The 20,876-nt window shown below is 54.3% G+C and carries 18 protein-coding genes and 1 pseudogene; 9 read left to right on the forward strand and 10 right to left on the reverse strand.

Translation table 11 applies throughout. From position 1 onward, the window contains the following. The 5 genes from DK510_RS00005 to DK510_RS00025 all read left to right on the forward strand — a co-directional run. Positions 1-230: transposase (locus DK510_RS00005; RefSeq protein ID WP_160116402.1), on the forward strand; the 230-nt coding region annotated here is incomplete at its 5' end. A 613-nt stretch (positions 231-843) separates the two neighbouring features. Next, a complete protein-coding gene (locus DK510_RS00010) occupies positions 844-2,490 on the forward strand; it encodes an arylsulfatase (RefSeq protein WP_109310368.1) in 1,647 nt (548 codons plus the stop codon). A gap of 638 nt (positions 2,491-3,128) precedes the next feature. Beyond that, on the forward strand, positions 3,129-3,791 hold the full coding sequence (locus DK510_RS22690; RefSeq protein WP_160116403.1) for a hypothetical protein: 663 nt from the start codon (positions 3,129-3,131) through the stop codon (positions 3,789-3,791). 184 nt (positions 3,792-3,975) lie between these two features. Next, a complete protein-coding gene (locus DK510_RS00020) occupies positions 3,976-4,665 on the forward strand; it encodes a hypothetical protein (RefSeq protein ID WP_160116404.1) in 690 nt (229 codons plus the stop codon). A 74-nt stretch (positions 4,666-4,739) separates the two neighbouring features. Further along, a complete protein-coding gene (locus DK510_RS00025) occupies positions 4,740-4,988 on the forward strand; it encodes a ParB N-terminal domain-containing protein (protein ID WP_109310371.1) in 249 nt (82 codons plus the stop codon). Positions 4,989-5,776: 788 nt separating this feature from the next. Here DK510_RS00025 and DK510_RS00035 read toward each other — a convergent pair. Further along, positions 5,777-6,076, reverse strand: coding sequence for a hypothetical protein (locus DK510_RS00035; RefSeq protein WP_109310372.1), 300 nt, complete (start codon positions 6,074-6,076; stop codon positions 5,777-5,779). 572 nt (positions 6,077-6,648) lie between these two features. Between DK510_RS00035 and DK510_RS00040 the strand changes: the two genes are divergently transcribed. The 4 genes from DK510_RS00040 to DK510_RS00055 all read left to right on the forward strand — a co-directional run bounded on the left by DK510_RS00040 (position 6,649) and on the right by DK510_RS00055 (position 10,505). Continuing rightward, a complete protein-coding gene (locus DK510_RS00040; protein WP_109310373.1) occupies positions 6,649-7,164 on the forward strand; it encodes a DUF805 domain-containing protein in 516 nt (171 codons plus the stop codon). Positions 7,165-7,238: 74 nt separating this feature from the next. Next, a complete protein-coding gene (locus DK510_RS00045) occupies positions 7,239-8,009 on the forward strand; it encodes a hypothetical protein (RefSeq protein ID WP_109310374.1) in 771 nt (256 codons plus the stop codon). Continuing rightward, complete coding sequence (locus DK510_RS00050; protein ID WP_109310375.1) at positions 7,993-8,529, forward strand: hypothetical protein; 537 nt, start codon at positions 7,993-7,995, stop codon at positions 8,527-8,529. The genes DK510_RS00045 and DK510_RS00050 overlap by 17 nt, the downstream gene beginning before the upstream one ends. A gap of 293 nt (positions 8,530-8,822) precedes the next feature. Then, positions 8,823-10,505, forward strand: a complete 1,683-nt coding sequence (locus tag DK510_RS00055; RefSeq protein ID WP_234998825.1) for a sulfatase-like hydrolase/transferase — start codon at positions 8,823-8,825, stop codon at positions 10,503-10,505. 200 nt (positions 10,506-10,705) lie between these two features. Here DK510_RS00055 and DK510_RS00060 read toward each other — a convergent pair whose 3' ends face one another. From DK510_RS00060 to DK510_RS00100, 9 genes and pseudogenes are all read right to left on the reverse strand, one after another. After that, positions 10,706-10,915 (reverse strand): hypothetical protein, encoded by a 210-nt coding sequence (locus DK510_RS00060; RefSeq protein ID WP_109310376.1) that lies wholly within the window; start codon positions 10,913-10,915, stop codon positions 10,706-10,708. A gap of 122 nt (positions 10,916-11,037) precedes the next feature. Next, a pseudogene (locus tag DK510_RS00065) lies at positions 11,038-11,739 on the reverse strand (SDR family oxidoreductase). A gap of 4 nt (positions 11,740-11,743) precedes the next feature. Then, positions 11,744-12,583 carry an NAD(P)-dependent oxidoreductase gene (locus DK510_RS00070; protein WP_109310377.1) on the reverse strand — a complete coding sequence of 280 codons (840 nt, stop codon included), beginning with the start codon at positions 12,581-12,583 and terminating at the stop codon, positions 11,744-11,746. Continuing rightward, positions 12,580-13,791, reverse strand: a complete 1,212-nt coding sequence (locus DK510_RS00075) for a pyridoxal phosphate-dependent aminotransferase (protein ID WP_109310378.1) — start codon at positions 13,789-13,791, stop codon at positions 12,580-12,582. Before DK510_RS00075 ends, DK510_RS00070 begins: the two co-directional genes overlap by 4 nt. After that, the gene (locus DK510_RS00080) at positions 13,788-14,561 is read right to left on the reverse strand and encodes an HpcH/HpaI aldolase/citrate lyase family protein (RefSeq protein WP_109310379.1); all 774 of its coding nucleotides are present in this window, start codon (positions 14,559-14,561) and stop codon (positions 13,788-13,790) included. The genes DK510_RS00075 and DK510_RS00080 overlap by 4 nt, the downstream gene beginning before the upstream one ends. Then, complete coding sequence (locus DK510_RS00085) at positions 14,561-15,772, reverse strand: FAD-binding oxidoreductase (protein ID WP_109310380.1); 1,212 nt, start codon at positions 15,770-15,772, stop codon at positions 14,561-14,563. The genes DK510_RS00080 and DK510_RS00085 overlap by 1 nt, the downstream gene beginning before the upstream one ends. Continuing rightward, positions 15,769-17,478 (reverse strand): hydantoinase B/oxoprolinase family protein, encoded by a 1,710-nt coding sequence (locus DK510_RS00090; RefSeq protein WP_109310381.1) that lies wholly within the window; start codon positions 17,476-17,478, stop codon positions 15,769-15,771. The genes DK510_RS00085 and DK510_RS00090 overlap by 4 nt, the downstream gene beginning before the upstream one ends. Beyond that, positions 17,475-19,562, reverse strand: coding sequence for a hydantoinase/oxoprolinase family protein (locus DK510_RS00095; RefSeq protein WP_109310382.1), 2,088 nt, complete (start codon positions 19,560-19,562; stop codon positions 17,475-17,477). The genes DK510_RS00090 and DK510_RS00095 overlap by 4 nt, the downstream gene beginning before the upstream one ends. 100 nt (positions 19,563-19,662) lie before the next feature. Further along, entirely contained in the window at positions 19,663-20,583 is a 921-nt protein-coding gene (locus tag DK510_RS00100) for a LysR family transcriptional regulator (protein WP_234998826.1), read from the reverse strand. Between the last annotated feature and the right edge of the window lie 293 nt (positions 20,584-20,876).

Raw genomic sequence — 20,876 nt, forward strand, 5'->3', positions numbered from 1 at the left:
GGTTTCGCGAAGCCCTGATAGACAAGGGAATAAAGCCCTGCATCCCAGGTCGGAAGTCACGCGACAAACCTCTCCGGTACGACAAGCGTCGCTACAAACGACGCAACAGGATCGAGATTATGTTCGGGCGCCTCAAGGACTGGCGGCGTGTCGCTACCCGCTATGATAGATCCCCAAAGGTCTTCCTGTCGGCCATCGCTCTCGCGGCTACCGTCCTATTCTGGCTGTAAATCAATGAGTCTGGAGCCTACGCAAAGTTGCCCACGGTCTAAAGCGATGGCCTGCTCTGGGTGCGCCCAACCCAATTCGCGATTACGGCCGCTTCTAGCGCGTTGGTCGAACTAAGCCGCCCAATTTTAGTGGTCCAAATTGAAAGTTAGTGCATGATTGGCCTTTGATCTATCAGGACGAAGACTTCCGGGGCGGATTTGTACACGACGAAACTTTGACAAATAGATGAATCGCAATAATTTCATGTGAGTTGTTGGTTCTCTGCCGCTTTCCACTGACAACCTTCGTTGAACATGAGGCGGTCAAACTTTAATGCGGGTAAAGCAAGCGCTATTCGTGGGTTAAATCACTCAAAAAAGTGAAACGTTGATTTAGACTTAAAAACGACGACAGAGATTACCGAGGATGATCGCAAGGATCATCCAAAGTTTAGTGTCCTATCGACTAGTTGTTCGGTGTGATTAAACGGCGCCCCGAGAGGCCGATGTATCCAAAAGTATATGAGGCCATTCGGAATAGGTCGTAGTGTGTTCAGTTCTGCACTGTATCAAAACCTTTAGAAACGCGCAGTTTCAAAACTTTAATACTTTTTACCCGGAGTAGGAGATAAACATGATTAAACCTCACCAAGTTGCCACGCCATTGGCTGCTTTCTTTTGTACTTTCGCGATCTCCGCGACGGCTCAGGATTTCGATCCGACGTCTTTGTCGACCTATGGCAGCAAGCCCAACATCATTATGATCGTTTCTGACGATACTGGGTATTGGGACCTTGGTGCCTATCATGGGGGCGCCGCTCGCGGCATGGACACGCCCAATCTTGATCAAATGGCCAAGCAAGGGATGATGTTCACAGATTTCTACGCTCAATCCTCTTGCACGCCGGGGCGTGCCGCGATGCAGACCGGGCGTTTCCCGAACCGCTCGGGCATGACGACGGTTGCTTTTCAGGGTCAGGGTGGTGGACTACCGGCGGCAGAATGGACGATTGCGTCTGTTTTGAAGCAGGCTGATTACAACACTTACTTCATGGGAAAATGGCACCTCGGGGAAGCAGATTATGCCATGCCGACAGCCCATGGCTACGACAAGATGGAAAACACATTTCTCTATCACCTGAATGCGTACACCTATGCGCTGGACGACTGGAATGTGCAGATGTCCGATGATCAGAGAGCATTTTACAAAGAGAACACCACCGGCGTTTTTGAAGGCGTGGCCGGAGATCCTGCCAAGGAAGTGCTGACTATCGAAGACATGACGACTGCTGATTTGGCCGCGCTGGACAAGGTTGGTGCGGAAAAGGCGGTGGCAGAACTGGAGCGTCTTGCTGGCCTGGACCAGCCATTCTTCATGTCTATCAACTGGGCTGCGAACCACCAGCCTAACCTGCCGTCGCCTGATTTTGTGGGCAAGTCGGCGGTAAAGAACAAGTATGGCGACAAGGTGGTAGAGCTTGATTTCCACACTGGTCAGATCCTCGACAAGGTGGAAGATCTCGGAATTGGGGAAAATACCCTGATCATTTACACTGTTGATAATGGCGCATGGCAGGATGTGCATCCTGATGCCGGCATGACACCGTTTCGTGGCACCAAAGGGACTGACCGTGAAGGGGCATACCGCGTACCTTTCTTCGCAAAGTGGACCGGTAAGATCGAGCCGAACACGAAGTCGAGCGACATCACCGGCGGCACCGATCTGATGGCCACCTTTGCCAACCTCGCCGGCGTTCCGTTGCCGACCGAAGACCGGGAAGGGCAGCCGACGATTTTTGACAGCATTGATATGGCTCCGGTCCTGTTTGGTGAGGCCGACCCACAGCGCAACACCTGGGCGTATTTTACCGAAAATGAACTCACTCCGGGCGCGGTGCGCGTCAATGAATGGAAGGCCGTCTTCAACATGCGCGGCGACAACGGTGCGCGTGCTGGATCCGAAGCTCCTGCTGCCGAATTGGGATGGCGCGGGGCCGAAATGTACGTTGCTACCGTTCCGCAGGTGTTCAACCTTTGGGAAGACCCGATGGAGCGCTACGACATCTTCATGACCACCGGGCGTGAGAACACTTGGACGATGCCGACACTGATGGGCGAGGTTGAGCGGGTTGTGAAAACCTACATCGACTATCCCCCACGTCCGGTGCAGAGCGAATCCTACTCCGGCCCAATTACACTCAGCGAGTACCACCGCTTCACGACGGTGCGCGACCAGTTGAAAAAGGACGGCTTCAATTTGAGCCTGCCAACCGGCAACTGACGCAAATGGCCGGGGCGTCGTTATGCGGCGCCTCGACACATCGAAAATGTGAAACGGAGTAAGTGCTTCTTCACAGTTTCTCTAGGCTGGAGTGAGTTTTTTTTGGATGCTATTGGCGATTGCCACGGACTTTCGCTCAGCGCCCGCAATCCCCTTAACTTGTGATTCTAAAAGGTGATCTACATATCAAAGCACTGGTTAATCAAAGCAGCCTTTGGATCCGCTTGTCTGGTAAGCCGTCGCTCGCCACTTCTACAGCCTAGGCATCAATCTGCGCATGCTTTTGCGCATAAAGTGGACTTAGCGACAAAGGATACTTCCTTGACTCTATGCCTGATAAGAACCACAAGAATGTGTTGGAGAAATTTATTCGTCGTCGCAATGCTGCCGACTTCGATGATCCAACCGCCTTCCTAAAACCTGTAGCATGTGCCCCAGCTTAGGAACGGGTTCCGCTAGGGTGCTCGGAACGAACTCGTTACTCGCAAACTTTTGCAATTGTTTCCTGATATTTGTCAGATGGCGAACGACACATGAAAGCAGGCGGTACATGAACAATATATGGCTCATCAACTGCGTGTCTGATGCCCGATAGGTCCGGCCCCAGACACCACACTAACCAGACTTCAATCATATATATGCGCGATATTTCGTGTTTGATCTTGACATTAATCGTGTTGATTTCGGGAACGAAGCTCTCAGCTCAGGTAGCGCCTGAAAACACATATTTGACAGGCAGTTCCTATGGACGTGGCTGGGAATGCAATCACGGATTCCAGCGTATTGGGGATATTTGTGAGGAAATAGCAATTCCTGAAAATGCCTTCCTCGCGTCAACGGGAGATCGGTGGACCTGCAATCGATTGTTTCGACGTATTGGTGAAGAGTGTGAGGAAGTGATTGCACCGGAAAACGGGTTCGTTGATACCCGATTTGGTGTGCAAGAAATACATTGCAACTGGGGATTTCGCAAAGAGGGCCGGAACTGTGTTGCTATCGAAGTCCCTCTGAACGGTCGCCTGACCGAAAAGAACAGCGTAGATGGTTGGGTATGCCTGAGAGGTTTCATTGCTTCAGAAAGTGGCTGCGAACCTGTGGCCATTCCTGATCACGCATACCTCACATCTGACACCTATGCCGGATGGAAATGCGAGCGTGGTTTCCGCACAATCAAAGGCAAATGCATGGCAATCATCGTCCCATCAAACGCTCATATAAACCGACGAGGCGATAGTTGGGAATGCAATCAACCCTTCAATCGCCAGAACGACAAATGCGTTGAAAAATTGTCGCGACATTAGGCTGTTGTAAGCCGCCGCCGCCACGAAAGAGCCGGAAGGATCAAACTGTGACTCTAGATTCGATTGACGAAAAACTGGGCAAAAAGCTCAAAGCCGAAAGGGCTCGCCGCCTAACTTACGGAATCAAATTATTTATCGCGTCAGTGGTGCTCGTAGCGGCGGTTGTTGTGGTGGTGTTCCTCTGATGCGCAATAGAGCCCCTCAAGTCAGTCTTCAAAACGCAAAAGCGTCAGTTCTTGGTCGGGAACAGCGAGAATTTCAGGACCGAAGTGTTCGAAAATCGCGAAATGCTGACGTATCTGGAGTTATTGAAGAAGAGTTCGGAAGGTACTTAATAAAAGCGGGTATTTTGAGCGGCAACAGCGTTGCGCGGGCGTTCCCCAAGCCACCTGCTAAGACACAAGCCATGATTGCCGACGCTATTGGTGAGACTCCGGCAATGGCTATTGAGGCGTTGAAAGAAATTCTTGAAGAACGTGATAAGAAGCGCTGCGATCAACGTCGTTTGGAAGGAAATTCTGGCACGCTTGTTCCCAGCGAACGGGAATACACAGAAGCCTTGCGCCAAGTCAGGTTTACACCGGCTCAGATCACTATGCTCAGAGCACTCTCAATCGCTGGGAAGAAAGGCCTGACTGTTGGTCAACTATCTCAGGCTGCTGGTTACAAATCGCGCGAGACATCCATCAAGGCCTTCAAAAAAGCAGGGCTGTTGATCGCGGAGTATCTGGACCTCGATCTTCCCGAAACCGTATCGGAACAGAATGATAGTGCTGCACAAATCGTGGCCCTCTCTCATATCGAAAGTGACGATAAGCCAGCGACTTGGATCATGCATGAGGAACTGCACTACGCCGTTCGTTCGGTACTTTGATGTACGTACCAGCGCGCGCTTTCAAAGGGAAACCCGAACGGGACCAAATGCACGAAAGGTTGCACGGGTAGCTTATGCTGGTGAAAAGACCATACCCGCTCGAATTGATCTACGTACCTGTAAAGCGTGCAAAAACACTTGATCAAAACAAAGTTCTGACGCTTGCCAAGGATATATTGAGGAACGGCCAGAGTACTCCGATCCAATTGCGCGCCGACAACAAGAGGTTCGTGCTGATCGAAGGTCTCCACCGATTGGAGGCCATTCGCGCCCTCGGTGGTGACACAATTGAAGCCTACCTAGTACGTGCCAGGCTACACTGACAGTTCTTTGGAACCGGCAGCCTCCCGGCCCAAACCATCCGTGTGCGGTTGCAGCAATCCAATGTCTACTGAACGGCGGCTAAGGGCTCAGTGCGGTCGTAACGGGCTCTGTAGTTCAACGACCGCTCCGAACAGCCCAATGTCCGCTCATTGATCCACACCTCTGTAAGCGTTGAATTTTTTGCGTTCCGGGAACGGCTACCTTCGGTGCGCAGTCCAAGCTTGCTCCGCTGCGCCGCCGCAAGACCGCTTTGAGCCCAAAGTTGCCAGGACACCCTTGGGCTAATCAACGTCCCGGATGGAGTGGCTTTGTCATGATCTATACTCCGACCACACCAGTAGAGTTGGATGTCGTCATCGATCTGGTCGAAAGTTCGTACACCTTCATCACCGGAAACACCTTGGGCTAAGCTCGAATTGCGCGAAAGTGTGCGGGGACGCCTGTTTCCTGTCAGAGAGCAGTTTCAGCCACTTTGTTTCTCGCAGTCATTTTTTTCTTAAATTGTCGCCGTGGCGAAGCGCTCGATACCTTCAAGCCATTCATGATAACGCAATTGGCACGAGGCCGACGGCAGCAAGCAGAAGGACTAATCTAGCACTCATGGAGGACTCCTTCTCGTAGAGGTTTCGCTTTGTTTGCAAAACACCTGATCGGTCTATTGAGGCATCCGATGATCCGAAACGGATGCCCAAGCTACGCTTTGAAAGGCGTATCCGACAGGCCAAGTCGAGTTTTCTGAAGAGCGAGCCGGTACTGCGCAGCCGTATTCAGCTGCGCACCAAACAGATCACAATGCCCCTTCGTCGCCCAGGAACTCGATACCAGCTGTCGCGCCATCACTGTAAGCAATGCAATTCCAAGGAGCACGATCCTCGCCAACGCCTACAGTGACCTGTGTTCCCGCCTCGCTAAACGCGGATGAGAGCACCACAACTTGCGAATTGTTCGTCGCGTTGGCTACATCTCGCAAACACGCCTGCTGAGCCGGCGTGAGCTCGGCGGACGCGCTTGATGTACTCGTATCGTCGCAGGCCGCAAGCAGTGCGAAACAAGTTGCGCCCGCAATCATCACCGTCTTGTTGGTCATTTTCTTCTCCCTCTGAGTCTGTTGAAATTAATGAATTTGGATGCGCTTGTTTGAGGCTCTCGCGTTTGGGCAGCCGACAGAACACACAACGTTCCTGTGACGGCCTTTCCCAAAACTTGCCGTGGGGGGCTTGGCGGGCAGAGCACTATTTCGTTGACTGCCAAGACCTCCATCAACGTGGGATGGCCGAATGAAGTCACAGGCAAAAGCTAGAGCGAACTCTGGAGGGAGGGCTAGTTCGTTTACTCTAAGCATAGCGTCCTCCCAACGCTCAATCATTGTAAAGTGCCTTCCGACCGCCAGCACTCACTCCAGCAGTCGGAAGGGCCCGAAAAATCGGGCGACAGCGACAACAACGGAGGTAAAATAAAGTTGTGTCGAATTCGCATGTTTGAATCTAATTTTTCATAAATCAACATTTTTTCCGCGCGTAAAATTCACTACGCTCTCGTGCAGATAGGCTTCTGCTTTCAAACAAAAAGGTAAGTGGGAGCGTCCATAAGGGCCGAATGTGATATTTTGGGTCGGCGAGGCGTTCTGAGGCCGCATAGAAACTAAGAAAGGATAGAAAAATGGGATTTGGTGAAGCCGTTAAAACGTGTTTCTCGAAATACTTCCAGTTCTCCGGTCGGGCTATTCGCTCAGAATACTGGTGGTTCTTCTTGTTTGTGGTTCTCGTGAGTTCTGGTTTAGCTGTGCTGGATACGATCATATTCGGGACCAACCCTGAAACAGGGCAGGGATCTCGGGTTCTGTCCTCTGTTTTCCAACTGGCTGTTCTCATACCTATGCTGGCCGCCGGTTGGCGGAGGCTGCATGATACAGGACGACCTGGCTGGTATTTGCTGCTGCCGATGGCGCTCAGCATTACGACGCTTTTTGTTATGCTGGGTGGGGTGGCGTTCTTCTCAGTATTGGAGCAAGGGACGGAAAACCCCGACGCATTACGAGGACCTGCGGCCGTCCTGGGCGTGACCGGTATTGTTGTTGTTTCAATTCTTCAGTTGGTTCTGTCCATCCTGATGATCTGGTGGCTGACGCGACCTTCCCAAGAAGGCGCAAACGAATACGGCGCACCTGTTTCCTAACCTTGTTGCCTGGGTAACGGGCCGGAATCTCTGGCTGAATGACATTGCGAACCGTAACACCATGGAGAAAGAAAATGAGTTTCAAAACGATTTCCACTGGGACGCTGATGATGGTTATGGCGACCACAGCATCAGCGGAGTGGTCGTTCAACTCTGGGCCTAATCCCAATGCATTTATTCAAACCGGAAACATGACGCTGGAACTTCAGTGTAAGCGTATTCGCTTTGCTCCGGCTGGATATGAGGACGGCCAGGACATTGCGGACAAGCAGGGGCTTTCCATTCGTTTCATGAAGAACGGAGCCACCGAAGTTGGAGCATTCCAGGTTGGCGCAGAAAACGCTGCCGTACAGATCGTCGATAACTATCCCGTCGAGGTCAGTTTCAATAGTCAAGAGGACTATGGTTTTGTACTGGATCAGCTTGCGGCCAATGCATCGGTTAACCTGTCGATGATTGATCAAGATGTCAGCTACGGAATTTTTGACTTGAAAGGTTCCAGCGCAGCAATTCGGTCCCTTCGTTCTGCGTGCGTTTCAGAAGTTAGCCAAGAGACCTCCTACGAAGCGCCCGAAGGCATCGTCTATTGTGGTGGCGGAGCGATAGAGCGCGTGATCGAACCCGTAATTTTGGAAAAGCCGGAGGGGGAGTGGGACGCGCGAGTAGCGGTTAACGGCGAGTCGATCAGAGCCATGACGGCCTACAGTTACTTCGGGAACTCTGAGCCGCCCGCTGGATTTGTCGTCGCCCTGCTTGGGGAAGACAGGTCCGAGTTTCTGATTTTTAGCGACGGCTCGGCAAACTGGCTGGAATATGGGGACTACAGGTATGATCAGTGCAATTGATACCTCCTGCCAACCAGCTTTCCAAATAGCGCGTCAGATGAAATGTTTGGTCGCCGGGATTGTGCTTGCTTCGGGCCTTGTTTGGACCCCACCAGCTGTTGCGGCTGATGTGTCGCAACTTTCGCCCGGTTTGCAGGCGAAGGTTGATCTGGCGGCACGAGCCTGCGCTGAGTTCAACGACGGTCAGTTTGATATAGCCTGGGGCGCAGTTGAAAGGGTCGATCTCGACGGAGATCTACAACACGACTGGGTTCTGAATGAGTCTGGTTTCGCGTGTTCAAGCGCCGCATCTCTTTATTGCGGAACTGGCGGATGCATGTCGCACTTCCTTATAGAAGAGGAGGTTCATTCCTTGCTCAATCAAGGCTGGACTGTTGTTGATTTTGGGCTTCACCGCGTTGTCCTCGCGAACGTCCATGGATCCAATTGCGACGGAATAAATCCCACGCCATGCGTCAGCGCCAGTGCTTGGGATGGCCAAGCAAACACTTGGCGCTCGTCTGCTAGCTATTGGGAGTAAGTTGCATTTGGGCACCGCAGATAAACCTGAGAGCCTGTTTGTTCAATGAGTTCTATGTAGCATGCAAACTTATGGGCAAATCGTGCAAACTTAAGCACAACGTACAAATTGCTTCTTTGCACACTAAGGTCGGCGATGCGCAGGAAACGGACTTTGCAAAATATGGTAATCGGCCGTTAGCTCACCTTGGTAGGCGGCACAGCAAATGGCGATTACATGGCGCAAGTAGACCGTAGCGTGACCCACTGGTATTGACTGGTTTTAGAGAAGGCCCAAAACGCGGCCAACTTTGATTGAAACTCATTGTTTCCCGCCAACACAATAAAGGAAGCTTTAACTTGATTTTTCGAACCGCCTTATTTGCATCCATTGTTACTGCCACATCAATCGCGGCCCAGGAAACTCCCATCGTCCATGACGGAGAATTCAATTTTCTACGCGCTCAGTACGGCGAGCAATGGGATGCCCAAGACATTGAGATCGATAAGAAACTGGCGGAAGTTCGAGAAAGAAACGATGGTAAGCCCCCTAATATTCTCTACGTTCTCATCGATGACGTGAGTTTTGGCCTCATGGGCAATCCTGCGATGAACTTTGTCACCGGATTTGACACACCAAACATCAACGATTTCGCCGCAGAAGGCCTTTCTTTGATGCGGATGTATACTGAGCCTTCCTGCACACCTACCCGCACTGCATTCCTGACCGGAGGGCACCCAATTCGCGCGGGTGTCAAGGAAGTGAAAGTTGCTCTTGTTGGTGAAGGGTTGTCCAAGAACGAAGTTACCATCGCCGAAATTCTCAATCAATCCGGCTATAACACAGCACATGTTGGGAAATGGCACCAGGGTGATATTGAGGAGTCATTCGCTCATAACCAGGGGTTTGATGTCGCGTATTTTCCAGTCCATCAGCAAGTGCAACTGAGCCTGATGACACCAGAGGCTGCGAATGCAGGTAACCTCAATGGCTGGCATCCATCCACTCAATCCGGGAAATACGGAATGGATGAACGGTTCAAACCTTATGGTCTTGTAACTGGCCTCGAAGCCAGGGCCGGAGAGACCGCACGGGAGGTCGGCATAGAAGCTGGCGAGGAATGGACACAGGCGCACTATGAACGCATGAACGAGACCTATCAGGCTCAGGTCTTGGAGCAACTTGACCGTTTGGCGGGAGAAGATGATCCATTCTTTCTCCAATACTGGCCGCTTTACCCAATCAATTTCACTTACGGCGAACAGCAGCGGTCCCGCAACGGTGGCTTTATGGCTGATAAAATGGAGCAACTTGACGATTGGATCGGTGATTTGATGGCCAAAGTTGATGAACTTGGAATTGCGGATAACACGCTTGTTGTGATCATGGCGGACAACGGAATCTTTAAGCAGTATTCCCCCACTTCAGGCATGATCGAATTGATTTACCGGGGCGGCAAAGCGGAACACCTCGAAGGTGGCGTGCGTGTTGATGCTTTCGTACGCTGGCCAGCTGCAATCGAAGGAGGCAAGTACGCAGGGGACATCGTTCACGTTTCCGATCTATTCACAACCTTCGCCCGTATCGCTGGCGGAACTATATTCATCCCGCGTGACCGGATCATCGACGGCGTGGACCAGACAGCATTGTTTCTTGAGGGGGATGGAAATTCGCGGAGAGATTATGTCTATATCTACGAAGGACCGGTTTTGCGTTCGATTGTGAAACAGGAATTCAAGATGCACATGCCCGCACCTGGTGTCCCAGGGGCCGCTGCGCCGGTGTTCAATATCCTTCGCGATCCGCGCGAGATGTATTCTGACATCGGCCAATCGCTTTGGTCCGGAGCGTCCTTCCAGGATATGGCCAAACGGCATCAAAAAATGATTGCAAAATACCCACATCGCGAGATTGGGACTGATGAACCCTATGGAGGCATTGAAAATCTGCGACCAGAAAGCGAACTGGCCCGCAAGACTTTTGCAAGTTGGCAATAACCAAAACGCCGCTTCACGGACAAGATTTGTGTAGTCCCTGAAGCGGCCTCTCTGATTGGCGTTTACCCTTAAGAGTGGATTTTCACCTTATCTTTTTGAGCAGAACTAGGGGTTGTGGATGATTGGGATCCCAATTTTACCTAAACTGTGCATGCCTGGGCCGGGATGTCACCGCAGGCTTTTCGTTCCGAAAATAACAATTAGATCAACTCGACCTTCATGTACCGGTTGCTGAAAAAATTCCTGTAAATCAGACCAAGGTAGTTGCCAGCGCCTATGCCTGCTCGCCTCTCTGCTTCCGGATCGACCAAGCCCGCATTGGGCTGAGAGCGGCCGATCATGCTTACCGCAGAGAACGGCAGCGCCGAGCCCAATGCCGATGTTAATGCAAACGCAGCGAATGACAGCATTGAGCCCGTTCTTACTGAATGCTGCGAAGTGCATCGATAGCAGCAAAGCCTACTATGCAGACATTCAAAATTAACAAACGAGGGCCTAGCAGGTGTAGATACTGTCCTCCAAGAACCCGACCTCAAACGGACCTTGTTATGCCGCCGTCAACACGGATGTTCTGACCAGTGATATACGCTCCGCCTTCTGATGCAAGAAATGTCACAACGCTGGCGATCTCGCCAAGTGAATTGCCTTACCGACCCATCGGGATCATGGAGCGGAACTCTTCTTTCTCTGGCAAGCTGTCTATAAAGCCCGGCAGGACGTTGTTCATCCGGATGTTGTCAGCCGCGTATTTGTCGGCGAAAAGCTTAGTAAAGGCGGCAAGGCCAGCGCGCATGACGCCAGAGGTCGGAAAGACCGGGTTTGGTTCAAACGCCGCAAAGGTCGAGATGTTGATGATCGCACCACCGCCCTGTACTTGCATGATCGGTGTGACCAGACGCGACGGGCGCACGGCGTTAAGGAAGTAGACCTCCATGCATTCGTGCCAATCTTCGTCCGTCAACTCTAAAACCGGCGCGCGAGGTCCGTGACCCGCCGAGTTGACGAGCACGTCGATCCGGCCCCAATGGTTCATCGCTGCGTCGACGAGTTTTTGGAGGTCTTTTTGAGACTTGTTCGTTCCGGTGACGCCAACGCCACCGAGCTACTTCGCCAACGCCTCGCCCTTGCCGGACAACGACAAAATTCCGACCTTGAAACCATCCGCGGCCAAAGCTCGGACAGAATCCGCGCCCATGCCAGAGCCGCCGGCCGTGATCAAAGCTACTTTGTCCATGAGTTCAGTCCTTCCCCGTGTCATCTGCGTTCAAGTTCAGGTGGGCCATGCCACTGTTGCCTAATTCAACGGCGGCAAACGGGCCTCCGTGGTGTGTATTTGCCGGTTCGTGAGGATCGAGCGGCCCCTCTTCAGCGTAGATTTCCGCCGCAAATTGCTCGGCATTGTCCTTGGGGCGGTAACCCAGGTGTTGTGCCTTGGCGTTGTCGACCGGTGCGCGGTCGTTGTTAGAAACACCATAAACGACGCTAAACCCTGTGATCGGAGTGGTGATGGCGCGTTCGACCATGTGAATCATGTCATCATAGCTCAGCCATGTTCCCACAGCGCGCGAATTGGTCGGCTGTGCGCAGGACAGGATGCGCATGCACACAGATTCCAGTCCGCGCTTGTCCCAGTAGAGGCTTGCAAGGTCCTCGGCAAAACACTTGGCAAGCCCATAGAACGTGTCGGGCTTGTGCGGCGCGTCGACGCCAATGAAGTCCGTTTTCTTGTGCATGCCCACAGCGTGGATGGAGGAAGCATAGACAACACGCCGCAGCTTGTTGCGGTAGGCTGCTTCCCAGACAGTATAGGCGCCATAAAAGTTCGGGCCCCAGAGTACCTCCATCGGGGCCTCATCCCCGACGGCACCGAAATGCACGACCATGTTGGCACCTTCTAACAACGCGACCATAGCATCGAGATCAGTGATATCGGCCTTCACATAGGTTTCGTTTGTACCAAGATTCGAAACGCATTCAGCAATGTCGGAAGATACGAACTCTTCGCACATCTTCGACAAGGGCTTCCGTAGATAAGAACCAAGGCGACCAGCGGCGCCGGTGAGGACGATTTTCTTCATGGGTGTATTCCTTCAAGGTCGGCAACAGCAGCGGCGATGCGATCCATCGCCGTGTTCAAAACCTCTTCTGAGCCGGCGGTTGAGATGCGAAAGAACGGCGACAGGTCGTATGCGCTGCCCGGCACGGCGACACGTGCCGCTTTCAAAAGAAAGGCCGTGACGTCAGTGTCATCCGTGATGGTGTCGCCATCAGGGGTTTTTGCCCCGATGAGGTCGGCGCAGCCAATCAGGCCGTAGAATGCACCGCCCGGTGCCTCGAGCGTTAATCCCGGGATGTGCGCAACGCGCTCCACCACGAGGTCGCGGCGTCGTTCGAATGCAGCGCAGAAGCGGCGGACATCCTCTTGCGGTCCATTCAGTGCCGCAGCGGCTGCGGCCTGCGCAATGGAGCAGGCTCCGGATGATATCTGACTTTGCACTTTCGTCATGGCCACGATCAAGTCTTTTGGCCCTGCGCCATAACCGATGCGCCAACCGGTCATGGCATAGGCTTTAGAGACGCCGTTGACCGTTAGCGTGCGGTTTTGGAGGTCCGGACAGAGTGCTACGAAGGATCGGAAGACACGGTCGTCAAAGAGAATGTGTTCATAGATTTCATCAGACAGGATCAAAACGCGCTCATGATCAGCAAGCACAGCCCCAAGAGCTTTGATCTCGTCATCCGAATAAACTGCGCCCGAGGGGTTCGAAGGCTGGTTCAGCAGAATCCACCGTGTCTTGAGCGTAATCGCCTTGGACAGTTGCTCAGGCATCAGGCGGAACCCTGCCTCCTGTGGGCAAATCAGCGGCACGGGCACTCCGCCCAAGATTGTTACGATGTCCTTGTACTGCCCAAAATATGGCGCGCACAGCAATACCTCATCGCCCGGCTCCAAGGTTGCCATGAAGGCGTTGAAAAGCACCTGCTTGGCACCGTTTGAGACAATGACCTCGTCTAGGGCAAAATCCAGATTGTTCTTGCGCCTCAGCTTATCCACGACCGCTTGCCGCATGGTCAGTGTGCCATTGGTGGGCGGGTACTTCGTTTCGCCGCGAAGGGCGGCTTGATGTGCTGCCTCCTTGATGTGACCAGGCGTGTCGAAATCCGGCTCACCCAGCCCGAGGTCAATGACGTCCTCGCCGCGCGCTTTGGCTTCTTTCGCCGCCTGGCTGACCCAAGCGGACGCTGACGGTTTGACCTGTGCTAAGCGGGACGCGGCAAAGCTCATGTCAGCGCGCCTTTGGTCTGTGCCAAAGCTGCATCTGCAGCCCGCGCCAAAAGCCCTGTATCTGTCGCGATGGCCACAAAGGTAAAGCCCTCGTTCAAGAGCTCTGCGGCAAAGCCAGGGTCTGTTACCAAAGTGCCAACCGGCATGCCCTTGGCGATCAGCTTTTGCGCGGCAGGTTTGATCAGCGCCCAGACCTCTGGGTCCAGAGGTTTGCCCAGCTTGCCAATGTCAGCAGCAATATCGGCAGGGCCGAAGAATATCCCACTTACACCGTCCACAGCACTGATGGCTTCTGCCTGTTCTACAGCGGCACGCGTTTCAAGCTGCAAGAGCACGGCGGTTTCTTCTTCAACGCGGGCAGTATAGTTGGAAATCCGGCCAAAGGCTGTTGCCCGAGTCGCCCCTGATACGCCGCGGATGCCACGTGGCGGGTAGCGCGTCGCGGCAACAGCCCTCTCGGCTTCCTCAACCGATTGGATCATCGGAAACAGCAGCCCCGGCGCGCCGAGGTCCAGCAAACGTTTGACCGCCACGGCGTCGTTCGATTCGACGCGAACCAAAGCCGTTGTTGAAGATGCGGCGAAGGCTTGAAGCTGACCAAGAACGCTGAAATAGTCGTTGGCGCTGTGCTCCATGTCGATGAGCGCCCAGTCATAGCCTGCGGTGCTGACGACCTCTGCCGCGAAGTTGCTGCACAGGCTGATCCAAACGCCGATTTGCTTATCCCCCGAGGCGAGGGCGCGCGTGAACACGTTGGAAGCGAGTTGCATCAGATCACTGCCTTCTCAATGATCGGACGCCCAGCCGGGATCCGCTCAAAGTTGAACGGGGTCATGTCGAGCGCGCGGTATTCACCGTAAGTCAGCCATTCCGCTGTGCCGCGCCCCATGGCAGGGGATTGCTGCAGCCCGTGGCCAGAGAAGCCATTGAGGAAGATAAAGTTTGACACCTCGGTGTGTGGCCCCATGATCGCGTTGTGGTCAAAGGTGTTCATCGCATAGTGCCCGCCCCATTCGGACTGTACTTTGATGGCCTCGAACTTGGGGATGCGAGTCGCGAGGATCGGCCAAACGTGGTTTTCCCACATGGAATGGTCCATGACGTAGTCGTCATAGTCGACGGCAGGGTCGTAGTCGGAATGGCCGCCGCATTGATACGTCCCGCCGCCATTTTCGCGCACATGCACACCCGACGGGTCGATTGTTAGCGGCAAGTCCTGATCAAGAGGCTGCTCGGCTTTGAAAATCCACGAGAAACGTTTGCGTGGTTCAACCGGCACCTCGATCCCTGCCATCCTCGCTGTGCGATCAGCGCGCGGACCGGACGCGTTCACGACTTGACCGCAAGAGATAACCTCGCCCGAGGCGAGTGTTATGCTTTCCACTTTGGTGCCCGAGGCATTGCGGGTCATGGCGACCACTTCGTTCTGGATCCACTCAACCCCGCGTTCGCGGCTTTGCCTGCGCCACCAGTCGTTGACCGCCGCCCCGTCCCAGTACCCTTCGTCCACAAGGTTGATCGACCCAAGCACGATGTCATCGACATTGTAGAACGGATAAGCCGCCTCGATCTCGTCTGGCGTCATCAACTGGGTTGCGGCACCGGCCGCCAGTTGCACTTGTTGGCTTTCACGCAGCACATCAGCGAAGCCTTCATTGTCCGCAAAATACATGTAGCCAAACGACCGAATGCCAAGTTCCGGCACGCGTTCGTCACCGCCCATATAGCTGCGAAGGTTTTTAACGAAGTCAGCCGCAAACTGACTGATCCGAACGTTGAGCTCGGTCGAGAACTGCTGCCGCATGCAGGAATTCGTGTGGGTAGTGGAACACGCTTCAAAGGTCATGTCCCGCTCAACCACGAGGACCGAGCCGTCGAAATCCTTGTTTTCGGACAAGAACCAAGCGGTGGAGGCACCCATGATAGCGCCGCCAATGATGACAATATCGTAGCTCTTTTGCGTTGGGCTTTGGTTGTTCATAGGTTCTCTCCCTTTGCCACGGCTGCTTGAACCGCTGCGATGTCGCCTTTCGACAAACCGTAGTCTTGTTGCGCTGTCTCGGGCGATATGTATCCGCGCGCCAGATCGCGTTTAACAAGGTCATTGGACCGCTCAGTTGGATCGCCGTAGCCAGCTCCGCCTGGGAAAGCCATGATCACCCGTTCTCCATGCGTTACGAATTGTTTGCCTTTGACATGCATTACCGCACCGTCACTGCGTTCAATTGTTGTGTTCGCACCGTTATGACCGCCGCGCCGACCTCGTGCAGGATAGGTCCCGCGGTCGAACATTGCCTGAATGTCAAACTCGTGGCCCTCTTGCGCGCCGACCTCCATGTATTGCCCAAGACCACCGCGTGTCTTTCCCGCGCCGCCACTGTCAGGACGCAGCTCTTTGCGCCAGATAATGACGGGGCCTGCGTGTTCCGTGGCCTCAATGGGCATAGTCATAACTCCTGAAGGAAAGGCGGTTGCGTTCATCCCATCATGTTCAGGCCGCGCGCCGGAGCCGCCAGAGTTGAATGTCAGAACCTCTGATCGCCGCGCACCTGAGGGTGCGGGCGCATCGCTCCGGGGGCGTAGGCTGACTTGAAAGTTGCACAAGCACCCTGCGCCTTCAGCGGGCACGAGGCCCGGCACGATCTTGTCGAAGGCGTCATAGACCGCGTCCGGCACGAAATGCCCCACGATGTGGCGCAGGGCGACCGGTGCGGGGTGCAGCGCGTTGACGATGGAGTTTTCCGGCGCTGTGATTTCGAACGGGGCAAGCGAGGCAGCGTTGTTCGGGATCTCGGGCGCAATGGCGACTTTGAGCGCATAACAGGCATAGGCCTTGGTGTAGACCAGCGGGCAGTTGATGCCTTTTTTGTCGAGACCAGATGTACCGGTGAAATCGGTCACGATCCGGTCCCCTTCGACGCTGACTTTGACCTTCAGCGTGATCGGCACGTCGAACCCGTCCATCGTCATTTCGCCTATGGCTGAGGTTTGCGGCAAAGCTGCTATCGCATCGAGCGTCGCGCGACGGGAGTTTTCGAGGATGAAGTTTGCAATGCCGTCCAGATGGTGCAGATCAAACTCTTCCATCATGTCGATCAGGCGACGGTGGCCGATTTCGTTACAGGTAGCGAGCGCGTAGATGTCGCCGATCAACTGATCGGGCTCGCGGACATTGCCCCGGATGATCCGCACCAATGTCTCATCAACTTCACCTTTGTCCGCGAACTTCATGATCGGAATATAGAGACCTTCCTCATAGACGCTTTGCGCATCAGCGCCAAAGCCACGCCCGCCGATGTCTACAATATGCGCCGTGCAGGCGAAGAATCCGACAAGTGAACCCTTGTGGAACGACGGCGTGACCATCGTGATGTCATGCAGGTGTCCTGTTCCCTCCCACGGGTCATTGGTGATATAAACATCGCCCTCAATCATATTCTGCCGCCCGATCCGGCGAATGAAATGCGCAACCGCATCCGCCATAGCGTTCACATGGCCGGGTGTGCCGGTCACCGCTTGGGCGAGCATATTGCCATGGGTGTCATAGACCCCTGCGGAAAGATCTCCAGCCTCGCGAACCGATGTCGAAAATGCCGTCCGAACGAGTGCCTGCGCCTGCTCCTCAACGACAGAGATTAGGCGGTTCCACATCACCTGATAGGAGACTTTGGAGTGGTCCTGGCTCATTGCGCTACTCCTTTCGTCACCACGTCGATACAACCGTCCGGTTGGCGAATGGCATCCCGGCTCGCAGGGACAATGATCGTCGTTTCCGCTTCGGTCACTGCGGCGGGGCCACTAGCCCTTTCGCCCGTTTCCATGGAATTTCGGTCAATGACCTGCGCATCGAGATACGAAGTGCTCGCCGCGTCAAAAAGCTGCCGTGTCCCGTTCAATGCCACGAGCGCGCTTCCACCGGTTTCGGAAATTCGGGACACCTCTTCAGGCGGCGTTGCGGCATTCACGGACCAGACGGTGATCTCGATATCCATCCCTGCGACCGGACGACCGAAAAGTTTCGTGTAGTCTTCTTCGAACCGCCCCTCAAACACGGCGGCATCCGGATTCATCGCCTGTTCTTCCGTCAGATCGATGGGGATTTCCCATCCCTGACCCGTGTAGCGCATATACACTTTGAACTCTGACAAGATAGGGCTGACCTCGTCGCAAGTACGCACGAACCCTGTCGCCTCGGCTTTGAGATCGGTGAGCAGGCTCTTGATCTTCTCACCATCAAAGTCGCTGAGCTTCATGTACACCGAGCGATTGGCCTCGAAGCTGAACGGCGCACGCAAAAAGCCGATAGCCGAGCCAACCCCAGCCCCGGGCGGCACCAATAGGCGCTCCACACCCAACTTCTCACAAAGACGACCCGCATGCAGCGGGGCTGCTCCGCCAAACGCGATCATCGTGTATTCGCTCAGGTCCTCACCATTCTCTACCGCATGCACGCGCGCGGCATTGGCCATGTTCTCATCAACCACTTCAGCCACGCCAAAGGCAGCCTCAACCGCGTCCATCTCCAGCGTGTCGCCCACATGAGCGGCAAGGGCCGTTTTGGAATTGTCGGGATGCAACTGGATCGAACCACCGGCAAAATTGTTTGGGTCCAGCTTGCCGAGCACCAGATCGGCGTCGGTCACTCCCGGACGCTGCCCGCCTCGTCCATAACAAGCAGGCCCCGGCTCCGATCCGGCGCTTTCAGGGCCGACGCGGATCTGCCGCATGCCATCCACATGGGCCAATGATCCACCACCAGCCCCGATTTCTACCATGTCGATCACCGGAATCGAGATCGGCATACCCGACCCCTTCTTGAAGCGATAAGTTCGGGCCACCTCGAACACACGACTGGTTTTGGGGGTCTGGTTCTTGATCAGGCAAATCTTGGCCGTCGTACCGCCCATGTCGAAGGATAGGACTTTATCGAGGCCGTAGCGCGCCGCGATATGCGCCGCGAAAACTGCGCCCCCCGCAGGACCACTTTCCACTAGTCGAACCGGGAAATCGGCGGCATTCTGGATCGAGATGATCCCGCCTCCTGAATGCATCAGGAAGATTCGGCATCTCACACCCTCGCCGCTCAGGCGGTCTTCTAGCCGCCCAAGATACGAGGCCATCAAAGGCATGATATAGGCATTTGCGACAACGGTATTGAACCGCTCATATTCCCGCATTTGGGGCGATACTTCCGAAGAAATCGACACAGATACATCGGGTAGTTTTTCGGCCAGCACCTCGCGTACCAATTCCTCATGGACGGGGTTAAGGTACGAATGGATCAGCCCCACGGCGACACTTTCAAACCCCGCTCCCGCGATCCGGTCCACCACTGCCTCAACATCCGCGCGATCAAGATCGACGAGGATTTCACCCTTCGCGTTCACCCGACCCGGAACCGTGAACCGCATCTGCCGGGGTAGCAGCGGGTCGGGTAAACTCAGGTTCAGGTCATATTGCTCAAACCGGCTTTCTGTCCGCATTTCGATCACATCGCGAAATCCTTCGGTTGTAATCAATGCGGTTTTTGCCCCACGCCGCTCAATCAGGGCATTGGTCGCAAGAGTCGTGCCGTGAATGATCTGTTCGATCTCGGATGGTTCAACACCTGCCTTTGCGCAAACCTGATGCATGCCGTCGATAATGGCGTTTTCCGGTGCAGCATAGGTCGTCAGGACCTTTGTGGAGTGCTGTTCACCGCCCTTTTCGAGGACGACATCCGTGAAGGTGCCGCCAATGTCGACGCCCATGCGAATAGATTCGGCCTTCATTATGATCTCCACTGCAACACTTGAATTCAGGGCAGTAGGTCCTGCGAGAGAGCAGAAATCAAATCAATAGATTTTCTATACCTGATTAATTTTAGTTATCTTACTTTTCCGCTGGCCGAACGGATGCAGCAATCTCACAAGCCTTGGCAACGAAGCGCGGTGCACGTTCCGCTTTGAAACGGGCAAAAAACGAAAGCGGTGGCGCAATCCAATCCGACTTGAGCGATTGCAATCGTCCGTCTTTCATCTCTTCCGAGACCAGCGACCGAGGCAGTAACGCAACCCCCAAGCCTTCATTGACCATTGGAAGACACGCGGACAGAGCGCTTGAGTGAATGATCTTTCCCGCGTCATAGCCACCCGTCGCAGCCAGCTCGTGCAGCGCACGTGCCGCGCTCGTATGACGGGCATGGGTCAAGACGGCCTTGTCAAAGAAACGCGCGACCGATGCCCCGCCTGCTAGCTCGTTCGCAAGGTCTTTGTTGGCGACCCAAACATAAGGTTCCTCGGCCAACGCCTGTTCGCCGGTGGCTTGAAATGCAAAGGGACCGTTCTGCAGCGCCAGATCGATCCGTCCTTCGCGCAAGCGCTCCTCAATCTGAAGGGATAGATCGACCTCCAGCTCGACGCGCAGGCTTGGGTACTCCTGTCGCAAAAGCCGCAGGAACGTTTGCAGCCATGTGCAAGCGACAAGTTCTGTGACACCAAGCCGAAGGCGTTCTTCGATCAACTCTTGCCGTCCCGCTGCTTCCAACAGGGCTTCTCCGGCGCGAAGAATGTCTCGTGTTAGAACGAGGAGCTCCCGACCCTTCTCGGTCAGGCGTACGGAACCTGCATCTCGATAAAGAAGCGCAACATCCAAAGCCATTTCCAGAGCGGAAATCCGGGATGAGATATTAGGCTGCGTTGTTCCGAGAGCAGTCGCGGCGGCTCGGAAGGTGCCAGTGTCCACGACAAAGGCAAAAGCTTCGAGTTGCTTTAAAGTGATCTGACTTTTTATCATTGCGGCCTGCAGGATCATTTTTCATGATCATGCATGACATTTCGCCGTAAGCAACTGGCATGAAATGCCACACCTGCCATATAGTGACTATCGTCGCGATGGGCCAACAGCAGACGTTAAGAATTACGAACGAGAGGTCGGCTTTGTCCCGCATCTCGGGATCCGCAATGTCTAGTTTCGAATGTCCAGATCGACCGGCAAAAAGCCAACCCTGATCACCGCGGAGAAAGTCAACACTGAGCCCCATAGCGGACATCCTTTTGGCCTGTTGCGTCGGACAAACTGGCCGCCCAACGCAATCAAACCAAACC

Source organism: Ruegeria sp. AU67, assembly GCF_900312795.1.
GTDB lineage: Bacteria > Pseudomonadota > Alphaproteobacteria > Rhodobacterales > Rhodobacteraceae > Ruegeria > Ruegeria atlantica.

What these genes read in the sequence shown, in the direction of transcription:
- DK510_RS00010 (WP_109310368.1), top strand. Translation starts at nt 844, where the DNA reads ATGATTAAACCTCACCAAGTTGCCACGCCATTGGCTGCTTTCTTTTGT.
- DK510_RS22690 (WP_160116403.1), top strand. Translation starts at nt 3,129, where the DNA reads ATGCGCGATATTTCGTGTTTGATCTTGACATTAATCGTGTTGATTTCG.
- DK510_RS00020 (WP_160116404.1), top strand. Translation starts at nt 3,976, where the DNA reads ATGCGCAATAGAGCCCCTCAAGTCAGTCTTCAAAACGCAAAAGCGTCA.
- DK510_RS00025 (WP_109310371.1), top strand. Translation starts at nt 4,740, where the DNA reads ATGCTGGTGAAAAGACCATACCCGCTCGAATTGATCTACGTACCTGTA.
- DK510_RS00035 (WP_109310372.1), bottom strand. Translation starts at nt 6,076, where the DNA reads ATGACCAACAAGACGGTGATGATTGCGGGCGCAACTTGTTTCGCACTG.
- DK510_RS00040 (WP_109310373.1), top strand. Translation starts at nt 6,649, where the DNA reads ATGGGATTTGGTGAAGCCGTTAAAACGTGTTTCTCGAAATACTTCCAG.
- DK510_RS00045 (WP_109310374.1), top strand. Translation starts at nt 7,239, where the DNA reads ATGAGTTTCAAAACGATTTCCACTGGGACGCTGATGATGGTTATGGCG.
- DK510_RS00050 (WP_109310375.1), top strand. Translation starts at nt 7,993, where the DNA reads ATGATCAGTGCAATTGATACCTCCTGCCAACCAGCTTTCCAAATAGCG.
- DK510_RS00060 (WP_109310376.1), bottom strand. Translation starts at nt 10,915, where the DNA reads ATGCTGTCATTCGCTGCGTTTGCATTAACATCGGCATTGGGCTCGGCG.
- DK510_RS00070 (WP_109310377.1), bottom strand. Translation starts at nt 12,583, where the DNA reads ATGAAGAAAATCGTCCTCACCGGCGCCGCTGGTCGCCTTGGTTCTTAT.
- DK510_RS00075 (WP_109310378.1), bottom strand. Translation starts at nt 13,791, where the DNA reads ATGAGCTTTGCCGCGTCCCGCTTAGCACAGGTCAAACCGTCAGCGTCC.
- DK510_RS00080 (WP_109310379.1), bottom strand. Translation starts at nt 14,561, where the DNA reads ATGCAACTCGCTTCCAACGTGTTCACGCGCGCCCTCGCCTCGGGGGAT.
- DK510_RS00085 (WP_109310380.1), bottom strand. Translation starts at nt 15,772, where the DNA reads ATGAACAACCAAAGCCCAACGCAAAAGAGCTACGATATTGTCATCATT.
- DK510_RS00090 (WP_109310381.1), bottom strand. Translation starts at nt 17,478, where the DNA reads ATGAGCCAGGACCACTCCAAAGTCTCCTATCAGGTGATGTGGAACCGC.
- DK510_RS00095 (WP_109310382.1), bottom strand. Translation starts at nt 19,562, where the DNA reads ATGAAGGCCGAATCTATTCGCATGGGCGTCGACATTGGCGGCACCTTC.
- DK510_RS00100 (WP_234998826.1), bottom strand. Translation starts at nt 20,583, where the DNA reads ATGATCCTGCAGGCCGCAATGATAAAAAGTCAGATCACTTTAAAGCAA.